The following is a 12,114-nucleotide window of genomic DNA, read 5'->3' on the forward strand; positions in this document are numbered from 1 at the left end:
CACATTGGTCCAGACCTATTGACCTATGGTCCAGACCTTTCTATTCTCGCCGCACTGCGGGCATGAGGCTCAGTCATGCCCTCGACAACATCCCCCTATAAGGAGGCGCACATGCGCTTCAGACACAAAGCCGCGGCACTCGCAGCGACCCTGGCGCTTCCCCTCGCCGGCCTGGTCGGCCTCGCGAGCCCGGCCCAGGCGGCCACGAGCGCGACGGCCACCTTCGCCAAGACCTCGGACTGGGGCACGGGCTTCGGCGGCAGCTGGACGGTGAAGAACACCGGCACCACCTCCCTCAGCTCCTGGACCGTCGAGTGGGACTTCCCCACCGGCACCAAGGTCACCTCCGCCTGGGACGCCACCGTCACCAACTCCGGCGACCACTGGACCGCCAAGAACGTCGGCTGGAACGGGACGCTCGCCCCCGGCGCCTCGGTCTCCTTCGGCTTCAACGGCAGCGGGCCCGGCTCCCCGTCCAACTGCAAGCTCAACGGCGGCAGCTGCGACGGCACCTCGGTCCCCGGCGACGCGGCCCCCTCCGCGCCCGGCACGCCCACCGCCTCCGACATCACCGACACCTCGGTGAAGCTGTCCTGGTCGGCGGCGACCGACGACAAGGGCGTCAAGAACTACGACGTCCTGCGGGACGGCGCCAAGGTCGCCACCGTCACCGGCACCACCTACACGGACAACGGCCTCACCAAGGGCACCGCCTACTCGTACAGCGTCAAGGCCCGCGACACCGGCGACCAGACCGGCCCGGCCAGCGGCTCCGTGAAGGTCACCACCACCGGCGGGGACGGCGGCAACCCCGGCACCGGTGACGAGGTCAAGATGGGCTACTTCACCAACTGGGGCGTCTACGGGCGCAACTACCACGTGAAGAACCTGGTCACCTCCGGCTCCGCCGACAAGATCACGCACATCAACTACGCCTTCGGCAACGTCCAGGGCGGCAAGTGCACCATCGGCGACGCGTACGCCGACTACGACAAGGCGTACACCGCCGACCAGTCCGTCGACGGCGTCGCCGACACCTGGGACCAGCCCCTGCGCGGCAACTTCAACCAGCTGCGCAAGCTGAAGGCCAAGTACCCGAACATCAAGATCCTCTACTCCTTCGGCGGCTGGACCTGGTCCGGCGGCTTCCCCGACGCCGTGAAGAACCCGGCCGCGTTCGCGAAGTCCTGCCACGACCTGGTCGAGGACCCGCGCTGGGCCGACGTCTTCGACGGCATCGACCTGGACTGGGAGTACCCGAACGCCTGCGGTCTCAGCTGTGACGAGACCAGCGCCCCGAACGCCTTCAGCAGCATGATGAAGGCCATGCGCGCCGAGTTCGGCCAGGACTACCTGGTCACCGCGGCCGTCACCGCCGACGGCACGGACGGCGGCAAGATCGACGCCGCCGACTACGGCGAGGCCGCGAAGTACCTCGACTGGTACAACGTGATGACGTACGACTTCTTCGGTGCCTGGGCGAAGAACGGTCCGACCGCTCCGCACTCGCCGCTGACCGCGTACGACGGCATCCCGCAGCAGGGCTTCACCACCGCCGACGCGATGGCGAAGTTCAAGTCCAAGGGCGTCCCGGCCGACAAGCTGCTGATCGGCATCGGCTTCTACGGCCGCGGCTGGACCGGCGTCACGCAGTCCGCGCCCGGCGGCACCGCCACCGGCCCGGCCACCGGCACCTACGAGGCGGGCATCGAGGACTACAAGGTCCTCAAGAACAGCTGCCCCGCCACCGGCACCGTCGCGGGCACCGCGTACGCCCACTGCGGCTCCAACTGGTGGTCCTACGACACCCCGGCCACCATCAAGTCGAAGATGGACTGGGCCGAGCAGCAGGGCCTCGGCGGCGCCTTCTTCTGGGAGTTCAGCGGCGACACCGCGAACGGCGAACTGGTGAGCGCCATCGACAGCGGCCTGAAGTAAGAACAGCAGCCGTAGGGACCATTAGGCGACATTGACGCGCTGACCGGGCGGGGCTGCTTCCAGCCACGCGAGGAATCCGGTCAGCGCGTCTTCGCTCATCGCCAGTTCGAGCCGGGTGCCCCGGTGCAGACAGGCCAGGACCACGGCGTCGGAGAGCAACGCCAGCTCCTCCTCCCCGTCCGGCACCCGGCGGCCGGCCACCTCGATCGCGGAGCGCTCGAGGACGCGGCGCGGGCGGGGGGAGTACGAGAAGACGCGGTACCACTCGACCCGGTCGCCGTTGTAGCGGGCCACCCCGTAGGCCCAGCCCTTGCCGTCGGTGGTGTCGCCCTCCTTGGGGGCGTCCCAGCGCAGGGAGCAGTCGAAGGTGCCGCCCGAGCGCTGGATCAGCCGGCGGCGCAGACCGAAGACGAAGAGGCCGATCACCACCACGGCCACCACGATTCCGCACACAGTCAGAGCGAGGGCCATCGACACCGACCTCCTCGTCTCCTAGGTAACGGAACGGAAAAAACACCCGGATCTGCCTCAGCCGCGGCCGGGTCCGGATGGCTCCGGTCCCAGCCGCGGCTGAGTGACGTCATGGCACGACGCTATCGCACTGTGCTGTGGATCAGCGTCCCGCCGCCGCGCGCAGTCGGACGTCCGCGCGGCGCTCGGCGTGGGCGTCGCCCTCCGCCTTCGCCTGCTCGAGCTTGCGCTCGGCGCGGTGGACGTCGATCTCGTCCGACAGCTCGGCGATCTCGGCCAGCAGCGACAGCTTGTTGTCGGCGAACGAGATGAAACCGCCGTGCACCGCGGCGACGACGGTCCCGCCGTCACTCGTACGAATGGTCACCGGGCCCGACTCCAGCACACCGAGCAGCGGCTGGTGACCGGGCATGACGCCGATGTCGCCGGACGTGGTGCGCGCGACGACCAGGGTGGCCTCGCCGGACCAGACCTCTCGGTCGGCCGCGACCAGCGCGACGTGCAGCTCAGCAGCCAAGGTGGCTCCTCGGGTCACCACCCGGCGGGAGAGCCGGGTGTTGGTTACAAGTCTAAGGGGCGTGCCGGAGGGGACGGGACGCGCCCGCCCCCTCCGGGTGGTGAACCGTGCGGCTCACCGCGAGCCGGGGCTCAGGAGACGCCCAGCTCCTTGGCGTTGTTCTTCAGGTCCTCGATGCCACCGCACATGAAGAACGCCTGCTCCGGGAAGTGGTCGTACTCGCCGTCGCAGATCGCGTTGAAGGCCGCGATCGACTCGTCCAGCGGGACGTCCGACCCGTCGACGCCGGTGAACTGCTTGGCGACGTGGGTGTTCTGGGACAGGAAGCGCTCCACGCGACGGGCGCGGTGGACGACGAGCTTGTCCTCTTCGCCCAGCTCGTCGATACCGAGGATCGCGATGATGTCCTGGAGGTCCTTGTACTTCTGGAGGATGTTCTTCACGCGCATCGCGGCCTGGTAGTGGTCCGCCGCGATGTACCGCGGGTCGAGGATGCGGGACGTCGAGTCCAGCGGGTCCACGGCCGGGTAGATGCCCTTCTCGGAGATCGGACGGGAGAGCACCGTCGTCGCGTCGAGGTGGGCGAAGGTGGTGGCCGGGGCCGGGTCGGTCAGGTCGTCCGCGGGGACGTAGATCGCCTGCATCGAGGTGATCGAGTGACCACGGGTCGAGGTGATGCGCTCCTGGAGGAGACCCATCTCGTCGGCCAGGTTCGGCTGGTAGCCCACCGCGGAGGGCATGCGGCCGAGCAGGGTCGACACCTCGGAACCCGCCTGGGTGAAGCGGAAGATGTTGTCGATGAAGAACAGCACGTCCTGCTTCTGGACGTCGCGGAAGTACTCGGCCATGGTCAGGCCGGCCAGCGCGACGCGCAGACGGGTGCCCGGCGGCTCGTCCATCTGACCGAAGACCAGCGCGGTCTTGTCGATGACGCCGGACTCGCTCATCTCGTCGATGAGGTCGTTGCCCTCACGGGTGCGCTCGCCGACACCGGCGAACACGGAGACACCGTCGTGGTTGTTGGCGACGCGGTAGATCATCTCCTGAATGAGCACCGTCTTGCCGACGCCGGCACCGCCGAACAGACCGATCTTGCCGCCCTTGACGTACGGGGTCAGCAGGTCGATGACCTTGACGCCGGTCTCGAACATCTCGGTCTTCGACTCGAGCTCGTCGAAGTTCGGGGCCTTGCGGTGGATCGGCCAGCGCTCACCGGTGTACTGCTCGTCGACGTTCAGCACCTCACCGAGGGTGTTGAACACCTTGCCCTTGGTGAAGTCGCCGACGGGGACGGAGATGGCCGAGCCCGTGTCCGTCACCGCGGCCTGGCGGACCAGGCCGTCGGTGGGCTGCATGGAGATGGTGCGGACCAGGCCGTCACCGAGGTGCTGGGCGACCTCGAGGGTCAGCGTCTTGAGCTCACCCTCCTTGGCCGGGTCGGCCACCTCGACGTGCAGCGCGTTGTAGATGTCCGGCATCGCGTCGACGGGGAACTCCACGTCGACGACCGGGCCGATGACCCGGGCGACGCGGCCCGTGGCCGTCGCGGTCTCAACAGTGGTGGTCATTAGTTGTCACTCCCCGCGTTCGCGTCGGCCAGGGCACTGGCGCCACCGACGATCTCGCTGATTTCCTGGGTGATTTCGGCCTGGCGGGCCGCGTTGGCAAGACGGGAGAGCGTGTTGATCAGCTCGCCCGCGTTGTCGGTGGCCGACTTCATCGCGCGCCGGGTGGCGGCGTGCTTGGAGGCAGCCGACTGGAGCAGCGCGTTGTAGATGCGGCTTTCGACGTAGCGCGGCAGCAGGGCGTCGAGGACGTCCTCCGCCGACGGCTCGAAGTCGTACAGCGGAAGGATCTCGTCCTTCGCGCCGGACTCCTCCGCGACCTCGTCGAGGCTCAGCGGCAGCAGCCGGGAGTCGACCGCCGTCTGCGTCATCATCGAGACGAACTCGGTGTAGACGATGTGGAGCTCGTCCACGCCGCCCTCCGCCGTGTCCTTCTCGATGGCCTCGATCAGCGGCGCCGCGACCTTCTTGGCGTCCGCGTACGCCGGCTCGTCGGTGAAGCCCGCGAACGACTCCGCGACCTTGCGCTCGCGGAAGTTGTAGTGGGCCAGACCGCGGCGGCCGACGATGTACGTGTCGACCTGGCGGCCCGCACGCTCGAGGCGCTCGGTCAGCTGCTCCGCCGCCTTGATGGCGTTGGAGTTGAAGGCGCCGGCCAGACCGCGGTCGCTCGTGAGGAGCAGGACCGCGGCACGGCTCGGGCTGTCCGCCTCCGTGGTGAGCGGGTGCTTCGTGTTCGACCCGGTACCGACCGCCGTGACCGCGCGGGTGAGCTCCCGCGCGTACGGCGTGGAGGCCGCCACCTTGCGCTGCGCCTTGACGACGCGCGAGGCGGCGATCATCTCCATCGCCTTGGTGATCTTCTTGGTCGCGGTGACGGATCGGATGCGACGCTTGTAGACCCGGAGCTGGGCTCCCATGAGTCAGGTCCCTTCCTTACGTCACTTGGCGGCGGACGGGGCGTCCTCGCCGAGCAGCCTGCCGTCCGAGGTCTCGAACTGCTTCTTGAACGACGCGATCGCCTCGGCGACGGCCTGGAGGGTGTCGTCCGACATCTTGCCGCCCTCGCGGATGGAGGTCATGAGGCCCTGCTCCTGGCGGTGCAGGTACTCGAGGAGCTCCCTCTCGAAGCGGCGGATGTCGCCGACCGGCACCTCGTCCATCTTGCCGGTGGTGCCGGCCCAGACGGAGACGACCTGGTCCTCGGTGGCCATCGGCTGGTACTGGTCCTGCTTCAGCAGCTCGACCATGCGCTGACCGCGCTCCAGCTGCGACTTCGACGCGGCGTCCAGGTCGGAACCGAAGGCGGCGAACGCCTCCAGCTCACGGAACTGGGCGAGGTCCACGCGCAGTCGGCCGGAAACCTGCTTCATGGCCTTGTGCTGGGCGGAGCCACCGACGCGGGAGACCGAGATACCGACGTTCAGGGCCGGACGCTGACCGGCGTTGAACAGGTCGGACTCCAGGAAGCACTGGCCGTCGGTGATGGAGATGACGTTGGTCGGGATGAACGCCGACACGTCGTTGGCCTTGGTCTCGACGATCGGCAGACCGGTCATCGAGCCGGCGCCCTCGGCGTCGGAGAGCTTCGCGCAGCGCTCCAGCAGACGGGAGTGCAGGTAGAAGACGTCACCCGGGTAGGCCTCACGGCCCGGCGGGCGGCGCAGCAGCAGCGACACGGCGCGGTAGGCGTCGGCCTGCTTCGACAGGTCGTCGAAGATGATCAGGACGTGCTTGCCCTCGTACATCCACTGCTGGCCGATGGCCGAGCCGGTGTACGGCGCCAGGTACTTGAAGCCGGCCGGGTCGGACGCCGGGGCGGCCACGATGGTCGTGTACTCCAGCGCGCCGTTCTCCTCCAGCGCGCCGCGCACGGACGCGATGGTGGAGCCCTTCTGGCCGATGGCGACGTAGATGCAGCGGACCTGCTTGTTCGGGTCGCCGGTGCGCCAGTTGTCGCGCTGGTTGATGATCGTGTCGACGGCCAGGGCGGTCTTGCCGGTCTGGCGGTCGCCGATGATCAGCTGGCGCTGGCCGCGGCCGATCGGGGTCATGGCGTCGACGGCCTTGTAGCCCGTCTCCATCGGCTCGTGCACCGACTTGCGCTGCATGACCGTGGGGGCCTGCAGCTCGAGGGCGCGGCGACCGCTGGTCTCGATCTCGCCGAGGCCGTCGATCGGGTTGCCGAGGGGGTCGACGACGCGGCCGAGGTAGCCCTCGCCGACGGCCACGGAGAGGACCTCACCGGTACGCGAGACCGGCTGCCCCTCCTCGATGCCGCTGAACTCACCGAGGACGATGGCACCGATCTCGCGCTCCTCGAGGTTGAGGGCGAGGCCGAGGGTGCCGTCCTCGAACTTCAGCAGTTCGTTGGCCATGGCCGAGGGCAGGCCCTCGACCTTCGCGATGCCGTCGCCGGCAAGGGTGACCGTACCGACCTCCTCGCGCGAGGCCGCGTCCGGCTTGTACGACTGGACGAAGTTCTCCAGTGCGTCCCGGATCTCCTCCGGCCGGATCGTGAGCTCCGCCATCTGAGTTCCCTGCTCTCCTTGTTGGGCCCGAAGTTTCACTTGGGGGGTATTCCACGAGTCGGGACTCCCCCCAATGAGAGGTGAATCCTCTGCACGGCCCAACCAGGGCCGTCGTAAGTACGTACTGCTACTGCTCTGTTACTGCTGTCCTGCTGTGCTGTTGTCGCGATCGCCGTCGCGTGAGGCGTCAGCTCGCCAGCCGGCGGCCGGCGTCCTCCAGGCGGTCCGCGATGGAGCCGTTGATGACCTCGTCACCGACCTGCACCCGGATTCCGCCGAGGACCTCGGGGTCCACGTCGAGGTTGAGGTGCATCGGACGGCCGTAGACCTTCGCGAGGGCCGCGCCGAGGCGCTGCTTCTGCGTGTCGCTCAGCGGCACCGCCGAGGTGACCACGGCGACCATCCGGTCGCGCCGGTCGGCGGCGAGCTTGGACAGGGACTCGAGTCCCGACTCCAGGCTACGTCCCCGCGGCGCGGTGACAAGGCGCGTCACCAGACGCTCGGTGGTCTGCTCCGCACGGCCGCCGAGCAGGCTGCGCAGCAGCTCGCCCTTGGCCGCGGTGGTGGCCGACCGGTTGGTGAGCGCGGCGCGCAGCTCCGTGTTGGAGGAGACGATCCGGCCGAACCGGAACAGCTCGTCCTCGACGTTGTCGAGCCGGCCGCGCTTCTGGGCGGCGGTGAGGTCGGCGGTGTTCGCCAGCACCTCCAGCACGTCCACCAGGTCGCGGGGCTGCGACCAGCGGGAGCGCACCATGCCGGCCACCAGGTCGACGGCCGGGCCGCTGACCTGGGTGCCGAGGAGACGCTGGGCGAGCTCGGCCTTGGCCTCGCCCGACTGCGCCGGGTCGGTGAAGACCCGACGCAGCGACACCTCGCGGTGGAGCAGCGCGGTGACGGCGGCCAGCTCGTCGGCGAGCGAGCCGGCGTCCACGGACGTGGAGTCCGTCAGCGCGTCGAGACGCTCGCGCGCGGCGGCCAGGGCCTCGCGGCTCGCTCCGTGCATCCCACTCATCGGGTTGCCTCTGCCGTCGTCGCCTTGTCGTCCAGCTCGTCCAGGAACCGGTCGATCACACGGCTCTGGCGGGCGTGGTCCTCGAGGGACTCGCCGACCAGCTTGCCGGCCAGCTGAGTGGCCAGCTGTCCGACGTCCTGGCGCAGCGCGGACGCGGCGGCCTTGCGGTCGGCCTGGATCTGGGCGTGACCGGCGGCGATGATCTCCTCACGCTGCCGCTGGCCTTCCGCGCGCATCTCGGCGATGAGCGTGGCGCCCTGCTCCTGCGCTTCCTGACGCAGTCGCGCGGCCTCGTGCCGGGCCTCGGCGAGCTGTGCCTTGTACTGCTCGAGGACGCTCTGGGCCTCGGTCTGCGCGGCCTCGGCCTTCTCGATACCGCCCTCGATGGCCTCGCGGCGCTCTTCCAGAACCTTGTTGATGTTCGGGAGGAGCTTCTTGGCGAGGAAGCCGAAGACGATGGCAAAAGCGATGAGGCCGATGACAACTTCCGGCCACGGCGGAATGAGGGGATTCTCCTTCTCACCCTCAGCCGCCAGGAAAACCAGGGCGGAGTTCACATCAGTGCCTTTCGTCGAAAGGGTCGGTCGTCCGTGCTCGTCTTAGTAGACGAACGGCATGACGAGACCGATGAGGGCGAGCGCCTCACAGAACGCGAAGCCCAGGATCTGGTTGGCGCGGATCAGACCGGCCGCCTCGGGCTGGCGGGCGAGGGCCTGGGTGCCGTTACCGAAGATGATGCCGACGCCGACGCCGGGGCCAATGGCGGCCAGGCCGTAACCGACGGAGCTGAGCGAACCTTCGACGGCAGCAAGGGTCTGGGACATGCCAGTTCTTCCTTCTCTTTACGGACCGGTGGGGGTTGGCCACCGGACGGCTGGGGTGTGGTGCGGGACGACTCAGTGGTGCTCGGCGAGCGCGCCCTGAATGTAGGTGCAGGTCAGCAGCACGAACACATAAGCCTGCACGGCCTGGATGAAGAGCTCGAAGGCCGTCATGATGATCGTCATCACGAACGAGACGCCCGCGTAGGCGATGCCGATGCCGTTCAGCATGTACCAGCTGGCGATCGTGAAGAGGAGCAGCAGGGTGTGGCCCGCGAACATGTTCGCGAAGAGCCGGACGGCGTGGGTGAAGGGGCGGACGATCAGGTTCGAGAAGAACTCGATCGTCATGGCCAGCGGCAGCACCGCGCCGAGCGACTTGTCGTAGCCGGTGACGTTCTTGAAGAAGCCGACGAAGCCGTGGCGCTTGAAGGTCAGCGAGACCCACAGGATGTAGACGATCGCGGCCATGCCCGCGGGGTAGGCGATGATCGACGTCACCGGGAACTGGGCGACCGGGATGATCGACCAGAGGTTCATCATCCAGATGAAGAAGAAGAGCGTCACGACGAGCGGGACGTACTTCTCGCCCTCCTTCTTGCCGATCGTCTCGTACACCACGCCGCGGCGGATGAAGTCGTAGCCGGCCTCGGCGACCATCTGGAGCTTGCCCGGGACAACCTTCGGCTTGTTGAAGGCGGCCCAGAAGAAGCCCACGATGATGATCGAGCCGAGCAGGGCCAGCAGCATCGGCTTGTTGAAGTACATGCCGTTGCCGTCTGCGTTGCCCCAGAGCGGCTCGAAGAGGAACGAATGCAGGCCGGGAGCCGGGAAGCCACACCCGTCGAACAGGTGGCAGTCGGTCTCGAAGGCGAGCACCTGCGTCGGGTCAGCACTCACCGCGGGCTCCTTCATCGTGGCGCATGGGTACGGCAACCTCGTTGTGTCGGCGCGGCGCGTAACCGCTGTTCGGCACGGGACTGGTGTTACGGATGTGGGGGCGGCTGTGGGGCATCTCGCCTCGCGATTCAGCAGGCGTCAGCCGAGATGCCCGCGCCCGCGATGCCGCAGTTGGCACCGGACGATAGCAGGACTTCACTTGCCTCTTTATCCCGGCCCTACCCCTCACGACGAGTGGCCCGTCTTTTCGGGCTTTTCGCCCGTCGGATCGGGCTCGACGTAGAGGATCTTGGCCTTCATGTGCGCCCGCGTCTGCGCCGCGATCCACGCGAGCGTGACGGCGACCAGAGTGATCGCGAAGGACCGGGGGTTGAACAGCGTCGTGTTCTTGAAGACGGCGAGGAAGACGAACAGCAGCAGGATCTGTGCCGCGTAGAGCATCAGGCCCATCGCCTGGAAAAGGTGCGGAAGCGATTTGGCGGTGCGCTGAAGGACGTAGAGGCCGATCCCCATGAAGAGCATCGCAACCACGGTCGCGACGACGGCTCCGACCGCGCCCTTGCCACCGGCGACCACGGCACTGACGACGGCGGCTACAGCGCCGACGGCAGCCGTGGGCACGGCAGCCTGAAGCAGGATCCGGACGTCATTGGACGGCATGGCGGCAACTCCGCTTTCAACACACAGGGGGCAGGTGTCGTCATGGACGAGCGTAGCCCCGGGTCGGACGGTGTCCGCACGTTCAAGAGACCGTCGCACTACGGTCCTTGGGCTCTAACCCGGGAATACTCGTGAACCGTATCACAAACTATTTGATGAGGTCTTTACCTGTGGGTGTGCTTGCTGTCACACGTGAGAGTGACAGTGCGCGTTTGTGCAATTACTGCACCCACTTGTCTGGTAATGGGGAGGTTTATCCCCACGCCTTTTCTTACCGTGCCCGCGAACGGGGTCCGACGGCGGTCGCCCCGTTGACGCCCGAGACGCCCACGGTGACGCGCACCCGCTCCTCCTCGTCGTCCTCCTCCGCGACCGCCGGGGCCGCCCCCTCGGCCGCGGTGGCGGTGGCCGCCCGGCGGCGCCGGTAGCGCGGCGGCACGAAGGCCTCGGCCCAGCGGGGGGCGCGCGGGGTGAAGCGCGGCAGCAGGAGCAGGACCAGACCGATCGCGCTGAGGAAGACGACGCCCAGGACGATCCACATCGACGCCGCGTTCACCGAGTAGGCGAGCGCGCCGAAGGCGATCAGCGCCGAGAAGAAGTACATGATCAGCACCGCGCGGCTGTGCGAGTGCCCGATCTCCAGCAGGCGGTGGTGCAGGTGCCCCCGGTCCGCGGCGAACGGCGACTGGCCGCGCCAGGTGCGGCGCACGATCGCCAGGATCAGGTCGGCGGCCGGGATGGCGATGATGGTCAGCGGCATCAGCAGCGGGATGTAGACCGGCACCATCTGGTGCACGGTGTTGCGCTCGGAGCCGCCGAAGAGGCTGTCCGGGTCCACCTGGCCCGTGATGGAGATCGCGCTCGCCGCCAGGACCAGGCCGATCAGCATCGAGCCCGAGTCGCCCATGAAGATGCGCGCGGGATGGATGTTGTGCGGCAGGAAGCCCAGGCACATGCCCATCAGGATGGCGGCGAACAGCGAGGCGGGCGCCGCGGCCTCGATGCCGTACGAGTACCAGATCCGGTAGGCGTACATGAAGAACGCCGCCGCCGCGATGCACACCACGCCGGCCGCGAGACCGTCGAGGCCGTCGACGAAGTTGACCGCGTTGATGGTCACGACGACCAACGCCACGGTGAGGAGCGTGCCCTGCCACTGGGTCAGCGCGACCGTGCCCACGGTCGGGATGGGCAGCCACAGGATCGTCAGACCCTGCACCACCATCACGCCGGCGGCGATCATCTGGCTGCCCAGCTTGATCAGGGCGTCGATCTCGAACTTGTCGTCCAGGACACCGATCAGCCAGATCAGGGCGGCGCCGGAGAGCAGCGCGCGCGGTTCGTTGGACTGCTCGAAGACCTGGTGGAGATTGGTCAGGTGGTCGGCGACCAGCAGGCCCGCGCACAGCCCGAAGAACATGGCGATCCCGCCGAGCCGCGGAGTGGGTTCCCGGTGCACGTCGCGGGCCCGGATCTCGGGCATCGCACCCGCCACGATCGCGAACTTGCGTACCGGCCCGGTGAGCAGATACGTCACCGCGGCCGTGACGCAGAGCGTCAGCAGGTATTCACGCACGGGCTTCCCCACAGGTCTCGCTGGCCATTCCCGGCCTCACAGCCTAGCCATCCACGCATATGGATGAGGACTTCCGGGTAACGACGATGGTTGCACGTGCGGCTGTGCACCCGTGTCCGCCTC

Annotated in this window: 12 protein-coding genes; 1 reads left to right on the top strand and 11 read right to left on the bottom strand. The window is 68.0% G+C overall.

All coding sequences use genetic code 11. From position 1 onward, the window contains the following. Nucleotides 1–111: 111 nt before the first annotated feature. Nucleotides 112–1,938, top strand: coding sequence for a glycoside hydrolase family 18 chitinase (locus tag B9W62_RS12235; protein ID WP_087807212.1), 1,827 nt, complete (start codon nt 112–114; stop codon nt 1,936–1,938). 21 nt (nt 1,939–1,959) lie between these two features. On the opposite strand, the gene B9W62_RS12240 is transcribed toward B9W62_RS12235, so the two are convergent. From B9W62_RS12240 to B9W62_RS12290, 11 genes are all read right to left on the bottom strand, one after another. After that, nucleotides 1,960–2,409, bottom strand: coding sequence for a DUF2550 domain-containing protein (locus B9W62_RS12240; RefSeq protein ID WP_087807213.1), 450 nt, complete (start codon nt 2,407–2,409; stop codon nt 1,960–1,962). A 142-nt stretch (nt 2,410–2,551) separates the two neighbouring features. Beyond that, on the bottom strand, nt 2,552–2,926 hold the full coding sequence (locus B9W62_RS12245) for a F0F1 ATP synthase subunit epsilon (RefSeq protein WP_030187277.1): 375 nt from the start codon (nt 2,924–2,926) through the stop codon (nt 2,552–2,554). Nucleotides 2,927–3,057: 131 nt separating this feature from the next. After that, nucleotides 3,058–4,494: a F0F1 ATP synthase subunit beta gene (atpD, locus tag B9W62_RS12250; RefSeq protein ID WP_087807214.1), complete on the bottom strand. Its 1,437-nt coding sequence runs from the start codon at nt 4,492–4,494 to the stop codon at nt 3,058–3,060. After that, nucleotides 4,494–5,411 carry a F0F1 ATP synthase subunit gamma gene (locus tag B9W62_RS12255; protein ID WP_087807215.1) on the bottom strand — a complete coding sequence of 306 codons (918 nt, stop codon included), beginning with the start codon at nt 5,409–5,411 and terminating at the stop codon, nt 4,494–4,496. The genes atpD and B9W62_RS12255 overlap by 1 nt, the downstream gene beginning before the upstream one ends. 21 nt (nt 5,412–5,432) lie before the next feature. Next, the gene (gene atpA / locus B9W62_RS12260; protein ID WP_087807216.1) at nt 5,433–7,022 is read right to left on the bottom strand and encodes a F0F1 ATP synthase subunit alpha; all 1,590 of its coding nucleotides are present in this window, start codon (nt 7,020–7,022) and stop codon (nt 5,433–5,435) included. A 187-nt stretch (nt 7,023–7,209) separates the two neighbouring features. Then, entirely contained in the window at nt 7,210–8,025 is an 816-nt protein-coding gene (locus B9W62_RS12265; protein ID WP_179235450.1) for a F0F1 ATP synthase subunit delta, read from the bottom strand. A gap of 5 nt (nt 8,026–8,030) precedes the next feature. After that, a complete protein-coding gene (locus B9W62_RS12270; RefSeq protein WP_179235451.1) occupies nt 8,031–8,591 on the bottom strand; it encodes a F0F1 ATP synthase subunit B in 561 nt (186 codons plus the stop codon). A gap of 42 nt (nt 8,592–8,633) precedes the next feature. After that, complete coding sequence (gene atpE, locus B9W62_RS12275) at nt 8,634–8,858, bottom strand: ATP synthase F0 subunit C (protein WP_030545783.1); 225 nt, start codon at nt 8,856–8,858, stop codon at nt 8,634–8,636. 72 nt (nt 8,859–8,930) lie between these two features. Next, the gene (gene atpB / locus B9W62_RS12280) at nt 8,931–9,770 is read right to left on the bottom strand and encodes a F0F1 ATP synthase subunit A (RefSeq protein WP_179235452.1); all 840 of its coding nucleotides are present in this window, start codon (nt 9,768–9,770) and stop codon (nt 8,931–8,933) included. 210 nt (nt 9,771–9,980) lie between these two features. Further along, nucleotides 9,981–10,415, bottom strand: a complete 435-nt coding sequence (locus B9W62_RS12285; RefSeq protein ID WP_087807218.1) for a Cg1360 family ATP-synthase-associated protein — start codon at nt 10,413–10,415, stop codon at nt 9,981–9,983. Between the two features lie 271 nt (nt 10,416–10,686). Then, entirely contained in the window at nt 10,687–11,991 is a 1,305-nt protein-coding gene (locus B9W62_RS12290) for an MraY family glycosyltransferase (RefSeq protein ID WP_087807219.1), read from the bottom strand. Nucleotides 11,992–12,114 lie beyond the last annotated feature (123 nt).

This window comes from Streptomyces sp. CS113, from assembly GCF_002188365.1.
Lineage (GTDB): Bacteria > Actinomycetota > Actinomycetes > Streptomycetales > Streptomycetaceae > Streptomyces > Streptomyces tendae.